Below are 20,270 nucleotides of genomic sequence, written 5' to 3'. Positions count from 1 at the left end.
ATTGTGGGTCAAAAATTTATCAAAAGGAGGACAGGCAGTACAAGCAGCCACAATTCGGGTCAGAATAAACCGGGAAGGATATTTGCGCATTGTTGTGTTCGAATGCAAAGATATTGTTTCCGGATGAAAATTTGACAAAATCAAGGGAGGAATGTGTAATGTCTGATGTAAATCCGGATACGAACACCGTCAAGACCATTGTGGCTCTTTCCCCGAAAAACATGGGGCTGTCCTTAATGCTTACCTTTCTTTTTGGTTCCATCGGTATGTTTTATTCTACAGTTATGGGTGCGATCATTATGCTTGTTGTGGAAGTCGTTGTCGGGATTGTAACCTTTGGTTTCGGACTTTTAGTAACTCATCCAGTTTGCATGATTTGGGGCGCGTTGGCTGTAAAAAGCTATAATAATAAGTTACTGAGCGGTGAACTTAGGGCCTAAGCTGAAGAGTCAAGGGACGGTTCTTTGACTCTTGGCTATTAGAGTGGTATAATCTTCCTAAAGCAAAAAAAGGGAGATTCGAATGCCGCGACAAGGTAGACGATTAAGTGAAAGTAAAATCTATCATGTCATGATCCACCTTATCAGCAAACTGAAAAGAGAATCAAGTTTATCAATACGCCAAATTGCAAATTTGTTGGGAATAAATCGTAAAAGAGTCAAGGGACGGTTCCTTGACTCTTACTTATTTAGAGTGGTATAATCTTCCTAAAGCAAAAAAGGGGGAGATTCGAATGCCACGACAAGGTAGGCGATTAAGTGAAAGTAAAATCTATCATGTCATGATCCGGGGAAATGAGAAGAAAAATATTTTTCTAAATGATGAAGACAAAATACACTTTCTTGACACCTTATGCGAAAAGAACAAAGAGCGTAGATACACAGTCTACGCCTACTGTTTAATGGATAACCATGTCCATCTTTTGATCAATGAAGGCAGCGATGAGATAGCAAAAATCATGAAAAGAATCAACACCAGCTACGCCTACTATTTTAATAAAAAATATTGTCGCATCGGCCATCTATTTCAAGATCGATTTAAGAGTGAGGCTATTGAAAGCGACGCATATCTCCTATTGGCCGTCAGATACCTACATAACAATCCGGTAAAAGCCGGAATCGTCGAGTCCGCAGCGGAATACAAATGGAGCAGTTACAATATATACGTTCAAAAAAGTATCCAACCCTGTGTTGTGGATAGGGAATTCATACTAAAACTATTTGCAGATGATATAGAAAGCGCAATCCGGCTATTTGAAGAATATTCCAATACACAGAGCGATGAGCAATTCATAGATTTGGCAAAAGAAGAAATAGCGGCGAAACCTATTCAAACGGAAAAGCAGGCCAGGGAATTAACTGCGAGTTATCTAGTTCAAAACAATATCGGTCTCAATGACTTAAAAGCCAGGGAGAACGAGAACCTGCGCCGGGACCTTATCAGCAAACTGAAAAGAGAATCAAGTTTATCAATACGTCAAATAGCAAATTTGTTGGGAATAAATCGAAACATAGTGCAGCGAACGAAGTGAGCCGAGGAACCGTCCCCTGACTCTCAGGTATTGACCAGTTCCTGGTTTTCTTCGAGATAACGGGCAAAGGTATATAAGACATCCGACAGCCGGTTGATGTACTTGGCAAGGATGGGATTAACCGGTTCCAATTCGTCGAGGGCCGTCATGACCCGTTCCGCCCGGCGACATACCGTACGCGCCACATGGAGAATTCCTGAAGCTTGGCAACTGCCCGGCACTATAAATTTCGGTGCCGGATTCATGAGTTTGACATATTCGTCTATCCATGTTTCAAACCTGACAATCTCAGCTTCTCCCAAAGGGGAAGTATAGGTTTTGCCCTGCGGATCAGCCAAGGCCGAGGCAACAGAAAATAGCTCTTTTTGGACAGTATGAATCTTTTCTACAATATCTTTGTTATGAATAAAATGTTTTCCAAAGCCTAGCAGTGAATTTAATTCGTCAATAGTTCCATAGCTTTCGACGCGGGGACTATTCTTGCGAACGCGGGTGCCGTCCAGCAAACTGGTTGTTCCCTTATCGCCTGTTTTGGTATAAATCATATTTACTCCCTCCTCTTAGTTTGGACCTATGGAATAACATATTTTCCAGTTTTTAACCCGAAATACACCCCCCTTAGTCGAATACAAAGTCCCAAAAGTGGGAGGTCCTGACTTCGTAATATTGGAATAGTTCTGAAATTGTTACCATTTCATATCCTTCTTCTTTTAAGCGGTCAATAATTATGCCCAATGCCTTGGGGGTAGGGAGAGGATACTGCCCGTCGTGGAGTAGGATGATACTTCCCGGCTTGACTTGTGACATTACTCTGTCAACTGTTTCTTTCACAGTCGGCCGCGCCCAGTCATGGGGATCGACGGTCCAGAGTATGGTGGAATATCCGCGGTTGCGTACCACTTCCAGAACGTCCTGGTTATATAAGCCGCCGGGTGGACGGAACAGGAGCGGTTTGGGCGCGTATTGCCTGATTAGGTTTTCGGTTCGTTCAAGCTCCTCCTTAATTTGATCTTTGGACAACTTTGTCAAGTGCTTGTGGCTATAGCCATGGGAACTAATTTCATGTCCTTCGGCATTCTCCCGGGCTATTAAACCAGGATTGGATTCCCCGTTTTCTCCTAGTATAAAAAAGGTGGCGTGAACTTTTTTTTCCTTGAGAACGGCAAGGATTTCCGGAGTTGTCTTATTATGCGGCCCATCGTCGATAGTAATGGCTACGACTTTTTGCGTAGTAGGAACCGAGCTGATTGTACCGGACGCAGTCCAGGAATTTTTCACGAATATTGATGAAATGCCCAGCAATGAGAGAACTATTGTCAGGGTAAAAAATATACGTATGCGCATTTCTCCAAGTCTCCCTAACATTAAGATAATATAAATATATTTTAATGCTTTGGAGAATATGTGGAAAATATGTCGCACCATTATTACGTCTTTCTTACCCAATCAGGCATTAAACTTTTTGCTGTTTTTTTGGCCATTCTCATCTTAATCCAATATGTTATTTGGCGGATTCGCTGCCAAAAGTTAATTTGATGGGTATGGAAATAGAGGAAGATAATCGGGATGATAAGCAGGGTAAAAATGGTGGATGACAGCAGACCGCCGATAACCACCCACGCCATGCTCACCCTGGTTTCAGATCCCGCCGTTATTGCCAGCGCGGTGGGGAGCATACCGGTTACCATAGTTATGGTTGTCATGACAATAGGTTTGAGCCTGGTCTTCCCCGCCTGAATTATGGCTTCGCGGGCGTCTGCTCCTTCCGCCATCAGGGTTAAGGTATAGTCTAAAAGCAATGTGCCGTTTTTAGCGACCACGCCGTCCATTACCAAGACGCCGATCAGGGAGTACAGATTGATGGTGTTATGGGTCAGGGCTAAAAAGGTTAATGATCCGATTAAACCCAGGGGCAGGGAAAACATCCGGATAATCGGAGTGGATACTGATTCGTACAAGACGGCTAGCAGCATATAAACCAGGATAAGTGAGAGCGCGAGGGCCTGCGCCATTTCGCCGAAGGTTTCTTGCATATTATTGGCCTGGCCGGTAAAGCGGTAAGTAATGCCGGTGCCAAGATCACCAGGCTTAATGGCAGCCTTAACGTCGTTTAGAACTTCCTGGAGCGGCCGGTCGGTAATATTAGCGGCAATATTTATGGATTCCTGTTTGTCAACGCGGCGCAGCATGACCGGCCCCACAGCATCCTGCACGGTTGCTATATCGCCAAGTTTTACCAGGTAGTTGCCGGCTTGAATGGGGATGGAAGTTAAGTCGGAGGGCTTAAAACCGTCGCTGCCTCGCAAGCGGACGTAAATATCGGTATCTTGCCCGTTGTTGGCAGGGTCGTTGGCGTAGTAGCCGGCCTGGGCGCCGGTGATAGCCGCATTAAATACCGAATTGATGTTATTTACGGTGGTGTTATAAAACTTCAACTTTTCCCGGTCCACTGCCAGCCGCAATTCAGGCATGCCTTCGGTATACGAACTGCGGATATCTTTTATTCCGTTAACCTGATTTAAGATTTCTTGCACCCGGTAGGACGCTTTTATCAGATTGGCCAGATTTTGGCCCTGGAGCTCGATTTGCACCGGGGAGGAATTGGGACCCCTGCCGCCGCTGCCGGCGCCGCCGGATACCCCGGCGATAGAAGACTGGGTTTCGTTTACTTGGACTACGGCCTGCGGCAAGAGTTTTCTTAAGTTTTGGCGTACTTGATCGGTTACTTCCCAAACACTGCGCTGGCGGTCCTGTCTGTCTACCATCCGCACACTGATGCCGCCGGAGTAGCCTGCGGGCGAACCCACACTTGACAGATAGTTGGTTACTTCCGGAATTGTCGCCAAATAATCTTCAACTTTGCGCACCGCATCGTTGGTTTGATCAATATTGGTACCCACCGGTAATTGAACATTGATGCGAAAAGCTCCTTCATCCGTTTTTGGCATAAATTCAGATCCGATTATTCCCAGAGGGATAAGGGAAATGGCGGCGAAAAAGATGATGAGGATACCGGCAATGAGTTTTTTCCCATTATTAAGACTCCAGCAAAGCAGTTGTTCGTATTTATTGATAGTCACCGCTTCCAAACGGGCCATGAAGTCCCAGAGGCGGCCTTGGGGCTCTAATTCCCCCCGGGCAAAAAAGCGGGATGCCAGCATGGGAGTCAATGTGAAGGATACGAACATGGAAAACAAGGTGGCAAAAACAATGGTCAGTCCGAACTGGCGGAAGTATTGCCCGGTCATCCCGGTCATAAAGGCGATGGGCATAAATACCACCACATCACAGAGGGTGATGGCGATGGCGGCCATACCAATTTCGGTCCGTCCTTCCTCAGCGGCCGTGCGGGAATCTTTCCCCATACGCAAATGGCGATGAATATTTTCCAGCACAACGATGGAGTCGTCAACCAGAATGCCGATACAGAGCGACATCCCCATTAGCGACATCATGTTGAAGGTAAAGCCGGCAATATACATGGCAAAGAAGGAGGCGATCAGGGAGGTGGGGATGGCGATTAGAACCGCCGCAGTTGAACGCCAGCCGCGCAAAAAGATGTAGAGCACAAAACCGGTTGTGAATAAACCTTCGATTAATGCCTCCAGGGTATTGTGCAGCGAATCTTCAACAAAGCGGGACGAATCGGTCACGACAACAAATTGATAATCGGGATATTCGGCGCGAAGACTATCTAATTGCGCTTTAGTAGCTTTCGCGGCATCCACCAGGTTGGCATCACTGTTTTTGTAAACGGTAAGGGAAATTACGTCCTGGCCGTTGGTTCGGGCATAGCGGGTGACCCGGCTGTCCTTTTCCATGATTGTTGCCAGGTCGGTAAGCGGAATATTCTGGCCTTTGGCATTGGTTACATGAATGGAGGCCAGTTCTTGCAGCGAAGTGTACTGTGCGGTCAGCCGCACATTGGTTTCGTTCTTATCGTTAAAGATGGAACCGGCCGGGGTCAGAGCGTTTTCCTGCTGGATGCGAGTGACGATTTGGCTGAGGGAAATATTGTAGTAGGACAGTTTATCCTTATCAACTTCAACGGCCACTTCTTTGTCCCGGCCGCCGTCCAGCTCCACATCGGATACGCCGCCGGCCCTTTGCAGACGTTCCATAAATACGTCGTTGGCCAACGTATAGACTTCCGACAAGGGCTTATCGGCAATAACGGAGACCTCCATGATCGGCGCTGCATTAACGTCCCGTTTGATTACTACCGGTTCGTCAATGCCGGTGGGGAGGCGGCGGCGGGCGGCATCAACGTACTTGGTGGCGTCAATGGCAGCGAAATTAGCATTAGCCCAAAACTCGAACTCCAAAATAATGGTGGCCCTTTCGGGCCGGGCCATGGAAGTCATATGCTTTAAGTTGGACAGTGAGGATAATGAATTCTCCAGTGGTTTGATAACGTCTTGCTCGACCTGTTCGGTGCCGGCGCCCGGGTAATTGACTGTTACCGTAACATAAGGCGTGTTAATGGCCGGCAAAAGTTCAACGCCGATGCGGTAGAAGCTGTATAAACCGAGGACCACGAACAGCATTACAATCATTGAAATACCAACCGGCCTTTGAATGGAAAAGCGTGTTATGTTCACTTTTCTTCACCCCTGTTGTCCGGGGAGCTGGGGACAACCGTCATGCCGGAGCGTAACCGCGCCAGGTTGGTAACGGCAATTTGTTCGCCCTCGTTAAGGCCGCTGATTATTTCCACACTGTCATCACCTTTTGCCCCAACTTGCACAACGCGTTCTTCAACAACATTTTTGGCGTCGACAACATAGACAAAATCTTTACCATTCTTTTGCAGTACAGCATCTTTGGAAACAACTAAAACATTGGCGCGAAGCACGGCTTTGATTGCGGTCCGGGCAAACATGCCGCTTCTCACTTCCGGGCCGGCATCGGAGAGGGCGATACGCAGCGAGAAGCTTTGACTCTGGGAATCGTTGGCCGGACTGATATAAATAATCCGGCCAGGGTAAGTCCGGCTTAAGGATTGAATATGAACATCCACATTCATTCCCAGGCTGAGAGCGGATAAATCTTGTTCCGATACCTGGCAATCTATGTAGATCTGACTGTTGTCGACGATACTAAGCAGTTTTTGTCCCGCCTGGACGATGCTGCCCACTTCCACCTGGCGAAAGCCGATGATGCCGCTTCTGGGCGCCCGGAGAATAAGGTCGTCCCGCTGTTTTTCCACGGCGTTTACACTCTGGGCCGCTTTTTGGGCGGCGGCTCTGGCGGATAGAATAGCCGAAGGAACCGGGCCGGCATTCATTTGGTTAGCCAAAGCATCCAGCGACGCTTGCGCGTCGGATAATTGCTGTTCGGTGTCATCCAGCTGCTCTTTGGAAACTCCCCCTATGTTGTAAAGGGCTTTATATCTTTCATAAGTTGTTTTCGCATGCTGATAGTCGGCCTGGGCTTTCGTGTAATTGGACTGAAAGGAAACCTCATTGGTAACGGCGTCGGCAGATGCCTGTTGATACGCTGCCCTGTTTTGCATAACGGAAATTTCGGCATCACCGGTATCCTGGACAATAAGCACATCGCCGGCAGTGACCTGCTGGCCCAAACTGACCTCAACCGCAGTTACCCGGCCTTGGTATTTGGCAGCGACATCAACCTGCGCTTCGGGAATAGTTTGACCTGACAAGGAGATTTGCTTTACAAGATCGGTTCGGGAAACGCCGACGACACTTACCGTAGTCTGTTGTTTACCGGCCGCTGCTGCCGGCGGGGCGGTCTGCTTGCGGAACGTTTGAACGGTGGCAAAAGTGCCGAGACACACAATTACAATGCCGACAATAACGAAAAATTTCTTGCTGCCTATCGATCGGCTTTTCATAGTATGGAACTCCTTTCTCTATATATAAACGAGTTATCTTATGCATTATTATCGGCCTTAGGCCCGTAGCAGAGTTTCTTGACTGCCAGTGCTTTTTCAGCCATATTACTTAATAACTGGTAGGCCAAGTCTTGTTCTTCCGGGCTTAAATCCTCGGTGATGAGGCCAGCCCATGCTTTTAGGACATCTTTGATTTTAGGTTCCAGTTGTTTGCCTTGCGGGGTAAGTTTAATAAGATACGCTCGCCGGTCGGTGGGATCTTCTTCGCGAATGATGTAGCCCAGCGTTTCAAGTTTGGCAATAGCCCGCGCCGTTGTTGCCTTATCCACATGCAGGCGTTTGCTTATCACGTCCTGGCTGATGCCTTCCTGCCGGTAAAGACAGAGGAGAAAGGAGAAGTGTCCGCTGCCGATTCCCCATTCCTCGAAATGCTTATCGAAGAAAAACTGCCCGGTGCGATGCAATATTGAAATCCATTTTCCCAGGTATGGGCGGTCGATAGTTAACGCCTCCTAAAAAGCAAAATCTTCTCTCAAGCAAAAATATAGCAGACAATAGTTGAGCGTGCAACTATTGTCACAGAATCTTAACACAAACGGATAAGATCTTAACATAATACGAAATAATACGAAATGCCGGAGCGCCGGATATTATAGTTATGATTCTTTAATGCTGCTCCATATATATGGAACGCCTTAAAGAATTGAAATTATATCCGGGTATTAGGAACGCTTCGACGCTGTCGCTTAACCTCAGCTTATCCTAATACCCGGATGTCAATTCTTTAAGGCGACATATATAGATGCAGGAATGATTTTTAATATGCCGAAGTATATTCACTTAAGGCAAATGACTGAAGCTATTGTATCCGCCAAGCAATAGCCGTTTTTTCAAGGGGAGAAGAGGATGAACCCAAAGGTGCCGCGGGTAGCCGCCGTTCATGATATATCTTGCTTTGGCCGCTGTTCGCTAACGGTAATTATGCCAATACTTTCCTGCCTGGGAATCCAGGTGTGCCCACTGCCTACCGCTATCCTCAGCACCCACCTAGGCGGGTTTAAAAATGTTGCGTTTTGTGATTTTACCGACCGTATGCCGGAATTTTTTCATCACTGGCAACAGGAAGGTCTGGCCTTCGATTGTATTTACAGCGGTTTTTTGGCTTCCGAGGAACAAATCGATGTAGTATCCCGGTTTATCGATATGTTCGCGGGAAATAACCCCCTGGTCCTGGTCGATCCGGTGATGGGGGATGAAGGAAAACTCTATTCGGTATACACGCCCAAGATGCAAGCGCACATGCAAACGCTGGTGCGAAAAGCGGACATTATTACTCCTAACTATACCGAAGCCTGCTTTTTGTTGGGGGAACGGTATCAGGACGATAGGCCGGATGTGGACAAACTAAAACAATGGCTTGTCAGGCTAGCCGATTTCGGACCAGCGAAAGTGGTTATGACAGGAATACCTTTTGTCGGAGAAAAAATTGCCAATATGGCCTATGACCGCCTGGAACATAGTTTCTATGAGGTTAGCAGTGAATATATCAGAGGACAGTATCCCGGTACGGGAGATGTATTCGCCAGTGTACTGGCCGGTTCTTTGCTGAATGGGTTTAGCCTGCCGGCGGCTATGAAACGGGCCGCCGATTTTGTTGCCCTGGGAATCAGAACAACTTTTGCGGCCGGTACTCCTGCCAGGGAAGGCATATTGCTGGAGAGGGCGCTGCCCTGGTTATGCCGGAATATATAACTCCTTTATCGCCGCGGGAGTTTGCGATTGGATAAAAATTATGACTGCACAATTTTTAAAGAAAGTGGTAAAATCAAAGTATGTTTCGAAAGTGACTGATTTACCATACCTCCGGATAGCGGTCTCATCTTTCGTCCGGGAATGTCGGTTTATGTTAAAATTCATACCGACTAGTACCTCATCTGTGTTAAAACTATAGCTAATTTAGCGAGGATTTTTTTGGCCTGCGAGGCGGAGGAGCCGCGCAGATCGGGAATCTGCAAGGTGACGACAACGAAGCAGGGCGGAAAAGGACCGCTAAATTAGCAGAGATTTTAATGCAGATGAGGTACTAGTCGGCTGGGAGGAACAACCGGATGAATATACCGCGGTTGCCGATTCAGGAGGAGGCATATAAATGGTGGGCGCTGGGGGTAATAATTATCGGCGGTTTTATGAGCATACTGGATACCAGTATTGTTAATATCGCCGTACCCAAAATGATGGCGGTTTTTTCAGTCAATGCCGATGATGCGCAGTGGATCTTGACGGCGTACATGCTGACCATGGGAGTTGTGCAGCCTGCTACCGGATATTTTTGCGATGTATTGGGAAGCCGCCGGATGTATCTGTTTAGCCTGGCCGTCTTCGTTGCCGGATCGGCATTATGCGGCATCGCTTGGAGCAATGACAGCATGATTGCCTTCCGGATCTTTCAGGCGATTGGCGGCGGACTTATCGTTCCTATAACCATGTCCATCGTGTATCAGGTTTTTCCGCCCCAGGAAAGAAATATGGCATTGGGTATCTGGGGCATATCGGCGATGGTGGCGCCGGCGGTTGGTCCGACCTTGAGCGGCTATCTGGTGGAATATTGGGACTGGCGGCTCATTTTTACCATCAATATACCGGTGGGGATTATCGGCTACATCCTGGCTGTCATTATTCTCAGAGAAACGCCCATTGCCGCTAACCGCCATTTCGACTATGGCGGGTTCATCACGTCGGCGCTGGGTCTGTTTTGCCTGTTGCTGGCACTAAGCGAGGGCACCGACGAAGGCTGGAGTTCGGCGTATATCCTGGCGCTGTTTTATATTGCCCTGGCCAGTCTGGTCCTGTTTGTATTTATTGAAATCAACCATCCGGCGCCGCTTTTGGATTTGTCCTTATTTAAGAACTGGAACTTTTCCCTTAGCACAATCGTCGGCTTTATCGGTACGATTGGCTTATTCGGCGGTATTTTCATGGTGCCGCTGTTTATGGAGAATATGCGGGGCAACACTGCCATGCAGACCGGCCTGTTAATCTTTCCCTCCGCTGTCGCCGCCGGACTCATGATGCCGGTAGCGGCCAGACTGGCGGACAAGTTTGGGGCCAAGCCGGTGGTGATCACCGGTTTGGTACTGCTGACCGCCGGCTCGTTGCCGCTGATCTTTATCGACCTGAATACATCGGACAATGCGATAAGATTGCTAATGACCGTGCGCGGCCTGGGCCTGGGATTGTTTGTCATGCCGGTAACCGTGCTGGGCATGAATACGGTGCCAATGCCTAAAATTAGCCGGGCATCGTCGCTTAACAACGCGGTCCGGCAGATAAGCGGCTCCCTCGGCATTGCCATTTTGACCACCGTTCTGCAAAACCGGCAAATCGTTCATCTGCAGCAAATAGGAGAAAACATTAATACGGCCGCTAAGGCAACTGCCGGCATGTTAGCTTACGGGGAAAAGCTTTTTGCCCATAACGGCAGCACGGTTTTTTTGGCCAAAACTCAGGCATTGGCACTGATATCTTCCCTGGTCCAAAGGCAGTCGTATATCTTTGCCTTTGATGATGCCTTCTTGGTACTGGCCATAATATGCGGCGCGGCTATTCTACCGGCCCTGCTTTTAAGGCCGGTCCGGCCGGAGGCCGGAAAGCCGGCAGTGGCTGGTGAATAAAATCAAGGCCTTGCGGCTTCCCTGCCGCAAGGCTAGAGCGTCTTTAAGCAGGCTATAGAACATAGAAGATAATTAAAAACATATTGACATTTATGAGTAAAACTGCATATAATCATATATGGGAGGTGGTTACCTTCAGCGGGAAGCAGGTAAATTTCGACAGAAGTTAGATGGACGATGAATAACAATTTCAGTACAGAGGTGTAAGTGATGAGTACCATCGAAGTGCTCAAGGCGTTGGCCGATGAAACGAGAATGCGAATGTTGAGCTTATTGTACCAGGAAACCTTATGCGTATGTGATTTGGAAGCGATATTAAAACTTAGCCAGTCCAACGCCTCCCGGCATTTGACCAAGCTAAAAAACGCCAGGCTGATTACCAGCGAAAAGCAGGCTCAGTGGGTATACCACCGGGCTGATGAAAAAATGCTGGCGACGTGTTCATTCGTCAAAGAGCTGTTGGCAGCGGAATCGGATATGAGTCCCCTGTTTCGAAAAGATTTAGCCCGGCTGAGAAAATACCGGGAATGCGGCGGCGGTTGCGGGCGGACCGTTAAGATTGATGAGGAGTAGAATATTTTTAGCTATATATGAATAAATTCAATTATAAGCATTTAATAAAAAGGATTAATAAATAATAAACAAGGAAGGAAAAGGTGTAGGCAATGACGCAAGCAGAACCCAAATTATCGTTTCTGGACAGGTTTTTAACACTGTGGATTTTTCTGGCGATGGCAGTTGGAGTCAGTGGGGGATACGCTTTTCCGGGAATTGCCGGCTGGCTGGACAAAATGTCTGTTGGTACAACTTCAATTCCGATAGCTATTGGCTTGATCGTCATGATGTACCCGCCGCTGGCCAAGGTTAAGTATGAAGAACTGTGCAAGGTTTTTCAAAACACCAAAGTTTTGGCGTTGTCACTGGTACAAAACTGGATTATTGGTCCGGTCCTCATGTTCGCGCTGGCCATACTGCTACTGCCTGATAAACCCGAATATCTGGCCGGTCTTATCCTGATTGGCCTCGCCCGCTGTATCGCCATGGTTATTGTATGGAATACCCTGGCTAAAGGCGATACCGAATATGCCGCCGTATTAGTGGCGTTGAATTCCATCTTTCAGCTAGTCTTCTATTCAATTTATGCGTACTTATTTATAACAGTCATTCCGGAGTGGATCGGTTTTAAGGGCATGGAAGTCCATGTGTCGATGGCGGATGTGGCATTGAGTGTGGCCATATATCTTGGCATACCGTTTGTGGCCGGTTATTTAACAAGAACATTCCTGCTGCCGGCGAAAGGCAGGGACTGGTATGAAAATAAGTTTTTACCCAGGATTAGTCCCCTGACCTTAATTGCTTTACTGTTTACCATCATCGTCATGTTCTCTTTAAAAGGCAACTACATTGTTACCCTGCCAATGGACGTAGTACGTATCGCCATCCCGCTACTAATCTACTTCGTTGTAATGTTCCTGCTGTCGTTTTTCCTCAGCTGGCGTTTCGGCGTTAATTATGGACAATCCACGACCCTGGCCTTTACGGCCGCCAGCAATAACTTTGAGCTGGCAATCGCCGTGGCGGTGGCCATTTTCGGCATCCACTCCGGGCAGGCTTTTGCGGCCGTAATCGGGCCGCTCATCGAAGTGCCGGTTATGGTGGCGCTGGTTAATGTGGCGCTGTCCTTTTCGAAAAAATATTTCAACAAAGCTGGTGAGGCGGTCACCAGGCAGGAAAAATAGGAGTGATAGAAGGATGAATCTTACCAATATGAATTCGGGAGGAATCATGAAAAAACGCGTTCTCTTTCTTTGCACTCATAACTCAGCTCGCTCGCAGATGGCTGAAGGACTTCTGCGCGGCATACTGGGGGATGACTATGAAGCTTTCAGCGCCGGAACCCGGCCAGGACAGGTAAATCCTTATGTCGTACGGGCAATGGCCGAAATTGATATCGATCTTTCTTCTCATCGATCCAAGCATCTCAATGAATTTATCGGTCAAGACTTCGACTATGTGGTTACCGTATGCGATAATGCCAAAGAGGAGTGCCCATATTTTCCCGGCGGCAAGAAAATTATCCATTACAGTTTTCCTGACCCGTCGGCCATCCGTGGGACGGACGAGGAAATTCTGAGCGGCGTAAGAAGCATTCGTGATGAGATTAAAAAATGGATTCTTGACGAATTTGGCAAAAAGCGGAACTGAGGCGATTAATATTACAATGAAACTAGTAAAAATCTTTAAAGTCTTAGGTGACGAAACCAGAATCCGTATTGTTAACTTATTGAGAAATTCTGAGCTTTGCGTTTGTGAAATAACGTATGCTTTAGGCGCTACCCAGTCAAATATCTCCAAGCATTTGGCAAAACTTAGTGACTCGGACTTCGTAGTTTCGTCGAAAAAGGCACAGTGGATTTCCTATAAAATTAACCCGGCCTTGCTGGCAGAATATCCCTTTATTCAAACCATCTTGAATCAGGAAATGACCAAAATTCCCCAGTGCCAAGAAGATCTTGCGAAGCTGGCGGAGTGTCAGAGCCGGGGAATACCTTTGATGAAAAGACATATCAGTTCATCTGTTTTGCGCTTTCCATTAAAGCCCAGTCCAAACCGTGCGTACTCAAACACTTTAAGGGAGCCCTGGAGGCGGGGGCAACTGTAAAAGAACTGTCCTATATCTTTGCGCTGGTTATGCGGGAAGCCGCCGGGGCTGACGACTGCTGGACCCATGATGTGATTGGCGACTGGCAGGAAATTTTGGCCGGAAACGTAAGCTGCGACTGCAAAAAATAGGATCGATATACGGAACACAAATGCAGCCCCATACCGAACCGGTAAGGGGCTTATTTAACAAGTAAGCCTTACCAGCATCTTTTATTAAGGGGGACACCCAATGATAAGAAGCGAACTGAATTTTGAGCAAGTATATGCAATTTTTCAGCCTAGGATTTATCGCTATCTTGAGCGGTTAATTGGCATTAATGAAGTGGAAGATGTAACCCAGGAGGTTTTTATCAAGGTTGGAAAAGCCTTGGATAAATTTGGAAACAAGTCTCAATTATCCACATGGATTTATCAAATTGCCACAAATACGGCTATTGATAGAATGAGAAGCCGTTCATATAAGCAGGACGCTATCACGAAATACTACCCAACGGATGGAGAACTGAATGAAAAAAATATGTGTTTCGCCAACAAGCCGTTGTCAATTGAAGAGCAGGTCATTCGTAAGGAAATGAACGAATGTATCCAAGGATATGTTGCGGTTCTTCCTGAAAACTACAGGATTGTTTTCGTTCTTAGCGAAATGGAAAGATTCAAGGTTAGCGAGATTGCGGCGTTACTGGGGTTAAGCGTTAATACAGTAAAAATGCGATTGCATCGGGCAAAGAAAAGATTAAAGGAGCTGTTATTAGCAAACTGTAATTTTTACCGTACCGAGTGCAATGAACTGGCCTGCGAACCCAAGGGGCCTGCTGCACGAAAAATAAAACCTTTTTCCGCTACGCGGCACTGATTAAACCGGTTAGTGATTGTTAAGTTCAAAATATAACTTTTTGGTGTAACCTTTTTTTCCTTATTTCCGTCTATAGGAATAGGAGGTGATATTAGACTGGGGAGGCTGACAGCCGCTTTTGGCAACGGAAGATTTTAGTAAAGAGTTTGGAAAATGTGGACTGTTGCCTAAATAACAAACGACTGACCACCACCTTGCAGTATTACCGAATAAGTTGTGGGGAGAGTGGAGAAATGAGCGATGTTGAAGCTGCGGTAACTTGTTTTAAAGAAGGGTTTTCTTGTTCCCAGGCGACATTGGTTACATATGGACCAAAGCAGGGATTTGACCGGGAAACTGCAATAAAAATTGCCAGTACTTTTGGCGGCGGTATGGGAATGTCCGGTGAGACTTGCGGGGCGGTTACCGGTGCGCTGATGGCCCTTGGTTTGAAACATGACATGACCGATCCCGAGGCCAAGGCCAACAGTTTACAACGGGCCAAGCAGTTTTTAGATAAATTTCAAGGCTGTAATGGTTCTACTATTTGCTGGAATCTGAGGGGCTGTGATTTAAGCACGCTTGAAGGCAAAGCTTACATGAAGGAAAACAAGCTTAACGAAACTATTTGTCCTAAGCTTGTATGGTCTGCGACGGAGATTATGGAACAGATGCTATAAATAAAGCCCACCCACTAGAGTGAACTATAAAACACTTACATTTTTTAATAAAACAGGATGGAAAATATAATGTTCAGCCCCTGTGTAGAATTATTCTATATTCTATATAGGGGGATATGTTTAATGAATGAATTGCCTTATTTTTAGTCTTGGTGAGCATAGATTAAGGGAGATGGCCATATGTCTACCTATTTAGACAATGCTGCTACATCATTTCCTAAACCGCCGGCGGTGTTAGCGGCGATCAGTGAGTATATGATGCACAACGGCTCTAATCCGGGCAGAGGTTCGTATACTAAAGCCAAGCAGGCGACGGCATTGGTTGATGAGACAAGGGAATTGCTCTGTGAACTGTTGGGATTCAACGCGCCGGATAATGTGATTTTTACTGCCAATGTTACTGAGGCGATAAATATCGCAATCCGCGGCATTGTAAAAAAGGGCGATCATGTTATCATCAGCAGCCTTGAACATAATGCCGTGTGGCGATGCTTGCAGTTGATGAGAAAAGAGTTGAACATTTCTATTACGGCAGTGCCATGCAGTAAAGAAGGTTTTACCGATCCGGGGCAAGTGGAGGCGGCTATCCGGCCGGAAACATCGTTAGTTGTTTTTACTCACGCTTCCAATGTAATAGGAACTGTTCAGCCTATCAGAGAGATCGGCTGCATTACCGGGCGCATGGGGATACCGTTACTAGTAGATTGCGCGCAAACGGCCGGTTCTTACCCCATACATTTTGCCAAGGATAACATTGATATACTCGCCTTCACCGGCCACAAGGGTCTGCTCGGACCCATGGGCATTGGCGGCTTGCTGATAAGTCCTGGCATAGAAATTAGGCCACTAATAGTTGGCGGGACGGGGCGTGATTCGATGTCGCCGGTTCATCCAAGCTATTATCCCGACAGACTGGAAGCAGGAACCATGAATATGCTTGGTATTGTCGGGTTGCGTTCGGCTATCAAATTTATCCTTGAGCAAGGAGTTCATCAGATTGTGCAAAAAGAGTCGGACATTGCAGGTTATGCCTTAAAGCGGTTGTCGGCACTGCCCGGCGTTGCAATTCACGGACCGAAAGACCCGCAAAAGATGGTTGGTATTATCTCGTTGAACTTCGATTCAGTTAGCCCGGCCGAGATAGCCTATGTATTGGACGAAATATATGATATTGCGGTACGGGCCGGGCTTCACTGCTCCCCTTGCGCGCATCAGGTGCTGGCCACGCAAGATACGGGTACACTGCGGATAAGTACAGGATATTTCAATTCCAGAGGAGATATGGACTTATTGGCTAATGCTCTGGAAGAAATATTGCACAAATGAGAGGAGGGAAGAGTTTTGTCCAAAGTATTCGTTGTATTTGACGAAGCGGAGCAACTGCTGCTAAAGAGTATTTATTATGATGAAGATCCGCAGGAAGCGCTTAGCTTTGTTCTTGAACACATCATACCTAAAGTAAAGAAAGAGATAACCTGCTTATCGGGACTGCTGTCTGGTCAAAAAGGATAAAAGTTAAGGAGGAGATCCTATGGCTAACATGTGTTCTCTATGCGGTATCGCTGAAATACAGAGCGATGGAAAAAGGTGGTGTCTTAAATATCAGGTTGACGTATCGGATGGGTCTAAAGAGATCAAACCAGACTGCTATTATTTCATTGAACCTCAGTCCGAGGCTGGTGAGCCAATGTCAGCGTCACAAAATCTGATGCTTAAAGAATGGGAATTGGCTTCCCGAAGAATGCGGGGGCCGGTGTAAAGTGAAAGCCGATATGAATGAATTTTGGCAGGAATTCAGTGTACCGCTTAAAAATTTCATAAGGAAGCGAATAGCCAACGAGCAGGATACTGAGGATATTTTGCAGGAGGTGTTTTCCAGAGTATATAATAATATCGACAGTTTAAGGGATGATAAGAAAATCTATGCCTGGGTTTACCAGATAGCGCGCAATGCGATTGTTGACTACTACCGCAAGGAAAACAGACCGGTTGAATTCAGAGAACTTACAGAGGATTTAGCGAATGAGCCGGAAGACGATTTGTCAGTCCGGGAGGAGATCGGATCGTGTTTAAAGGTAATGCTGGAAAATTTGCCTGAAAAATATAAGCAAGCGATTATATTAACAGAATTTCACAACCTAACGCAAAGAGAATTAAGTGAACAGATGGGAATTTCCCTATCGGGAGCAAAATCAAGGGTACAGAGGGCTAGGGTCATGCTTAAAGAAATGCTGCTGGGTTGTTGCCATTTCAAATTTGACCGGTTGGGAAACATTATTGATTATACGCGTAAGGACTGCAATTTTGTTGAGCCAGAGGCGTAAAAATTGCGTCCTTTTTTTTCATACCGCGTCTTTATATGTGTAAAGTCGAAAAGACTAATAAACATATAAGGAGTTGTTTAAGATGGATGAAAAGAATACTTGCCTGGCGGGCGGGAAACAGATGATGGATGATAATGAAGTGCGCGAACTGGTACGCCAAAAATATGCTGAAGCCATAACCGCCAAGACAGGCTGCTGTTGTAATTCAAGCTGCTGTGGTTCTGATAACTCGGCTGCTAACATGATCACCGGCGGATTATACGCTGCTGATGAGGTAACCGGACTTCCCCAGGATCTGGTAAATGCGTCGCTGGGCTGCGGCAACCCTACAGCACTGGCGGAGTTGCATCCTGGCGAAACAGTGCTTGACTTAGGGAGCGGCGCCGGGCTTGATGTTCTTCTCTCCGCCAGGCGGGTGGGGCCATCCGGCAAAGCCTATGGGCTGGATATGACTGATGAGATGCTGGCAGCAGCCAACGCTAATAAGGCCAAGGCCGGGTTGATCAACGCCGAATTTCTGAAAGGTCATATTGAAGATATTCCTTTGCCGGCCGCGGCGGTGGATGTGGTTATCTCCAACTGTGTGATCAATCTGTCTGTTAATAAGGACCAGGTATTCCACGAAATATACCGGGTTTTAAAACCTGGCGGCCGGGTAGCAGTGTCAGATATCGTTACTACCAAGCCCTTACCTGATGAAATAAAGCAGAACCTGCTGGCCTGGGCCGGCTGTATGGCTGGGGCTCTTACAGACAACGAGTATAAAGCAAAGCTATTTCAAGCTGGTTTTGAAAACATCGAACTGGAAATTACCAGGACGTATGATTTAACCGATCCGTCGGCGAAGAATTTGGTTCCCGGAGCAACAATTAAAGAGATTGAAAAATGGAACGGAGCCATCGTTAGCGCCTTTGTTCGCGGGAGAAAACCAGCCCGGTAGCTGGCAGTGGAATCGGGGTCAGGCATTAAAAGGAAGGCCGGCTCAACCGAAAAGATTTATTGCTGTAAAATAATTTACAGACCGGCGGTGCCCTAATTTGTTACTATGAGAGCATAAGGAGTGTTATAACCCTATCATTTAAGAGACAAGGAGGGGGACATTATGCCGGATAAACCCAAAAAAATGTTGTGTTGTGCCATATTGAAAGATGAAATTGAGCATATTCTAAAGGATGAAAATGTTGAAATTCGTTACTTGGACCCCGCTCTCCATGTGGATCTGAAAAAATTATTATCGGCGGTAACAAATGCTATCCAGGCTTATGACGACAAGGAGAACCTGACATTGATATTTGGCACAGGCTGCCATATGGAAATGGAAGAACTGGCGGCCCGTAACGGATGCCGGTGTATTGAGGCGCGAAACTGTATCGAAATGCTGCTGGGAGAAAAAATGGCTGAAATGGATAAAGAAGCGCGGACATTCTATTTAACAACCGGCTGGCTCAACAATTGGCGGCAGATATTTGAGGAGGGCCTTCATTGGGATAAGGTGGATGCCCGCCAGAACTTTGGGGGTTATGATCGCATTGTTCTGCTGGATACCGGGCTGGTTCCCTTTGATGATGAGAAAATACTGGAGTTCTTTGACTTTGCTGAAGTCCCGATTGAGATTGTTCCCATTGACTTGGAAAACCTGCGAAAATTGTTGACGGCGTAGCTGCGTCATAGTTATTCCATAGTTATTTTTGAGTTATTTTTGCTGCTTGGGCTTAAAACATAAAACATGCCCCTGCCGTTTTTGGCAGGGGCATGTTTTATGTTTTTCTAAATGACCCGATTCTGGTACTTAGTCCTACCTTCATTTGGCAAGGTGATGCGGTGGCCATCGATATGAACCAGGTTTTCTTTGCGCAGTTCGCTGAGTACATTTGTTACCATAACACGTGAGGCATTGACAAGACTGCCGATTTCCTGGTGCGTGAGGTCCAAAGCTATTGTAAGTCCATTGCCGGTTTGCTTCCCGTAACTTTCGGCCAGCCGATAGAGCACATCCAGTACTCTGCCTCTTACATCCTTAAAGGCAATGCGGGACATATGCTCGGTATATTCATTCACTTTTTTACCAAAATGCTGGACAATTTTCAACGCAGTTTGGGGATGATTTAATAATTTGACAAACAATTCCTTGGTGCAGCAGCAGATAAACGTGTCTTCCATTGCAACGGCATTCATCGTGTGTACAGCATTTTCGAAAAAAGTGGCTTCGCCAAAAATGTCTTCGGCTTTCAGATAGTCAAGGGTAAACTCCTTGCCTTCTTCGGAGATTTTATAGAGTCTCACCCTGCCGGTTTTAATGAGATAAATGGCGTCTGCTTCCTCTCCTTCGCTGAAAACCGGTTCATTTTTATGATAGATTCTCTTAAGGGCGAGCTCGCCCACCTGTTCACGCTCGATGTGACCTAAAGCAGAAAAGATATCTAAATCCTTCATGCAACGATTGGTCATAATCACATATCCTCCACAAAATGTTTTGGTGCTATATTCTCTGACTCTCCTATGCAATCCTTCCTGCCGGCCCCGTAAATATGACACTTGCGGGACCGGCAGAGTTTCCCGCGGGCGCTTTGGCGCAGGAATATTCCTAAGTAACAGGTATTTCCCAATTCGCAGCGAATGTATAATATATTTCCAATAGACATATTATTTACGAAAAACGCAAAACATTTTCAAAGTTTTCAAAGTTTTCAAAGTTGTAAATTTTGCTTTGG

Annotated in this window: 22 protein-coding genes and 1 pseudogene; 17 read left to right on the top strand and 6 right to left on the bottom strand. The window is 46.6% G+C overall.

The annotated features are described in order from the left end of the window. Window positions 1-158: 158 nt before the first annotated feature. Entirely contained in the window at window positions 159-440 is a 282-nt protein-coding gene (locus MAMMFC1_RS03555) for a hypothetical protein (protein WP_126306529.1), read from the top strand. A gap of 293 nt (window positions 441-733) precedes the next feature. Continuing rightward, complete coding sequence (locus tag MAMMFC1_RS03550; protein WP_126306528.1) at window positions 734-1,531, top strand: transposase; 798 nt, start codon at window positions 734-736, stop codon at window positions 1,529-1,531. A gap of 23 nt (window positions 1,532-1,554) precedes the next feature. On the opposite strand, the gene MAMMFC1_RS03545 is transcribed toward MAMMFC1_RS03550, so the two are convergent. The 5 genes from MAMMFC1_RS03545 to MAMMFC1_RS03525 all read right to left on the bottom strand — a co-directional run bounded on the left by MAMMFC1_RS03545 (window position 1,555) and on the right by MAMMFC1_RS03525 (window position 7,852). Beyond that, entirely contained in the window at window positions 1,555-2,076 is a 522-nt protein-coding gene (locus tag MAMMFC1_RS03545; protein WP_126306526.1) for a cob(I)yrinic acid a,c-diamide adenosyltransferase, read from the bottom strand. 73 nt (window positions 2,077-2,149) lie between these two features. Next, a complete protein-coding gene (locus MAMMFC1_RS03540; protein WP_126306524.1) occupies window positions 2,150-2,875 on the bottom strand; it encodes a polysaccharide deacetylase family protein in 726 nt (241 codons plus the stop codon). A gap of 83 nt (window positions 2,876-2,958) precedes the next feature. Beyond that, the gene (locus tag MAMMFC1_RS03535; protein WP_126306522.1) at window positions 2,959-6,132 is read right to left on the bottom strand and encodes an efflux RND transporter permease subunit; all 3,174 of its coding nucleotides are present in this window, start codon (window positions 6,130-6,132) and stop codon (window positions 2,959-2,961) included. After that, window positions 6,129-7,388, bottom strand: a complete 1,260-nt coding sequence (locus MAMMFC1_RS03530) for an efflux RND transporter periplasmic adaptor subunit (RefSeq protein ID WP_126306520.1) — start codon at window positions 7,386-7,388, stop codon at window positions 6,129-6,131. The genes MAMMFC1_RS03535 and MAMMFC1_RS03530 overlap by 4 nt, the downstream gene beginning before the upstream one ends. A 38-nt stretch (window positions 7,389-7,426) precedes the next feature. Beyond that, a complete protein-coding gene (locus MAMMFC1_RS03525; protein WP_158618625.1) occupies window positions 7,427-7,852 on the bottom strand; it encodes a MarR family winged helix-turn-helix transcriptional regulator in 426 nt (141 codons plus the stop codon). 442 nt (window positions 7,853-8,294) lie between these two features. Here MAMMFC1_RS03525 and MAMMFC1_RS03520 point away from each other — a divergent pair, with 442 nt between their 5' ends. The 15 genes and pseudogenes from MAMMFC1_RS03520 to MAMMFC1_RS03455 all read left to right on the top strand — a co-directional run bounded on the left by MAMMFC1_RS03520 (window position 8,295) and on the right by MAMMFC1_RS03455 (window position 19,219). Continuing rightward, window positions 8,295-9,140: a pyridoxamine kinase gene (locus MAMMFC1_RS03520; RefSeq protein ID WP_126306516.1), complete on the top strand. Its 846-nt coding sequence runs from the start codon at window positions 8,295-8,297 to the stop codon at window positions 9,138-9,140. Between the two features lie 356 nt (window positions 9,141-9,496). Next, a complete protein-coding gene (locus tag MAMMFC1_RS03515; RefSeq protein ID WP_126306514.1) occupies window positions 9,497-11,059 on the top strand; it encodes a DHA2 family efflux MFS transporter permease subunit in 1,563 nt (520 codons plus the stop codon). Between the two features lie 210 nt (window positions 11,060-11,269). Beyond that, window positions 11,270-11,632, top strand: coding sequence for an ArsR/SmtB family transcription factor (locus MAMMFC1_RS03510; RefSeq protein WP_126306512.1), 363 nt, complete (start codon window positions 11,270-11,272; stop codon window positions 11,630-11,632). 92 nt (window positions 11,633-11,724) lie between these two features. Further along, entirely contained in the window at window positions 11,725-12,798 is a 1,074-nt protein-coding gene (gene arsB / locus MAMMFC1_RS03505) for an ACR3 family arsenite efflux transporter (RefSeq protein ID WP_126306510.1), read from the top strand. 46 nt (window positions 12,799-12,844) lie between these two features. Continuing rightward, window positions 12,845-13,264, top strand: a complete 420-nt coding sequence (locus tag MAMMFC1_RS03500) for an arsenate reductase ArsC (protein WP_126306508.1) — start codon at window positions 12,845-12,847, stop codon at window positions 13,262-13,264. Beyond that, window positions 13,215-13,496: pseudogene (locus MAMMFC1_RS22215) on the top strand (ArsR/SmtB family transcription factor); the annotation flags it as partial. The gene MAMMFC1_RS03500 and the pseudogene MAMMFC1_RS22215, both read left to right, overlap by 50 nt. A gap of 92 nt (window positions 13,497-13,588) precedes the next feature. Further along, a complete protein-coding gene (locus MAMMFC1_RS22210) occupies window positions 13,589-13,852 on the top strand; it encodes a carboxymuconolactone decarboxylase family protein (protein WP_232035856.1) in 264 nt (87 codons plus the stop codon). Window positions 13,853-13,952: 100 nt separating this feature from the next. Further along, window positions 13,953-14,576: an RNA polymerase sigma factor gene (locus tag MAMMFC1_RS03485; RefSeq protein ID WP_126306504.1), complete on the top strand. Its 624-nt coding sequence runs from the start codon at window positions 13,953-13,955 to the stop codon at window positions 14,574-14,576. 233 nt (window positions 14,577-14,809) lie between these two features. Beyond that, complete coding sequence (locus MAMMFC1_RS03480; protein ID WP_126306502.1) at window positions 14,810-15,235, top strand: C-GCAxxG-C-C family protein; 426 nt, start codon at window positions 14,810-14,812, stop codon at window positions 15,233-15,235. Between the two features lie 180 nt (window positions 15,236-15,415). Continuing rightward, window positions 15,416-16,561: an aminotransferase class V-fold PLP-dependent enzyme gene (locus MAMMFC1_RS03475; RefSeq protein WP_126306500.1), complete on the top strand. Its 1,146-nt coding sequence runs from the start codon at window positions 15,416-15,418 to the stop codon at window positions 16,559-16,561. A 15-nt stretch (window positions 16,562-16,576) separates the two neighbouring features. Further along, a complete protein-coding gene (locus tag MAMMFC1_RS21700; protein ID WP_174234361.1) occupies window positions 16,577-16,747 on the top strand; it encodes a hypothetical protein in 171 nt (56 codons plus the stop codon). A 19-nt stretch (window positions 16,748-16,766) separates the two neighbouring features. Continuing rightward, the gene (locus MAMMFC1_RS03470; protein WP_126306498.1) at window positions 16,767-16,994 is read left to right on the top strand and encodes a hypothetical protein; all 228 of its coding nucleotides are present in this window, start codon (window positions 16,767-16,769) and stop codon (window positions 16,992-16,994) included. A gap of 1 nt (window position 16,995) precedes the next feature. Continuing rightward, window positions 16,996-17,559 carry an RNA polymerase sigma factor SigZ gene (sigZ, locus tag MAMMFC1_RS03465; RefSeq protein WP_197723904.1) on the top strand — a complete coding sequence of 188 codons (564 nt, stop codon included), beginning with the start codon at window positions 16,996-16,998 and terminating at the stop codon, window positions 17,557-17,559. Window positions 17,560-17,641: 82 nt separating this feature from the next. Next, window positions 17,642-18,499 carry an arsenite methyltransferase gene (gene arsM, locus MAMMFC1_RS03460; RefSeq protein ID WP_232035640.1) on the top strand — a complete coding sequence of 286 codons (858 nt, stop codon included), beginning with the start codon at window positions 17,642-17,644 and terminating at the stop codon, window positions 18,497-18,499. 162 nt (window positions 18,500-18,661) lie between these two features. After that, window positions 18,662-19,219 carry a DUF1638 domain-containing protein gene (locus MAMMFC1_RS03455; protein ID WP_126306496.1) on the top strand — a complete coding sequence of 186 codons (558 nt, stop codon included), beginning with the start codon at window positions 18,662-18,664 and terminating at the stop codon, window positions 19,217-19,219. A gap of 107 nt (window positions 19,220-19,326) precedes the next feature. Here the strand turns inward: MAMMFC1_RS03455 and MAMMFC1_RS03450 are convergent, their stop codons facing one another. After that, window positions 19,327-20,007, bottom strand: coding sequence for a Crp/Fnr family transcriptional regulator (locus tag MAMMFC1_RS03450; protein WP_126306494.1), 681 nt, complete (start codon window positions 20,005-20,007; stop codon window positions 19,327-19,329). Window positions 20,008-20,270: the final 263 nt, after the last annotated feature.

The sequence above is a fragment of the Methylomusa anaerophila genome (assembly GCF_003966895.1).
Lineage (GTDB): Bacteria > Bacillota > Negativicutes > Sporomusales > Sporomusaceae > Methylomusa > Methylomusa anaerophila.
The sequence above is the reverse complement of the archived record's forward strand: the minus strand, read 5'-3'. Positions and strand labels throughout refer to the sequence as shown.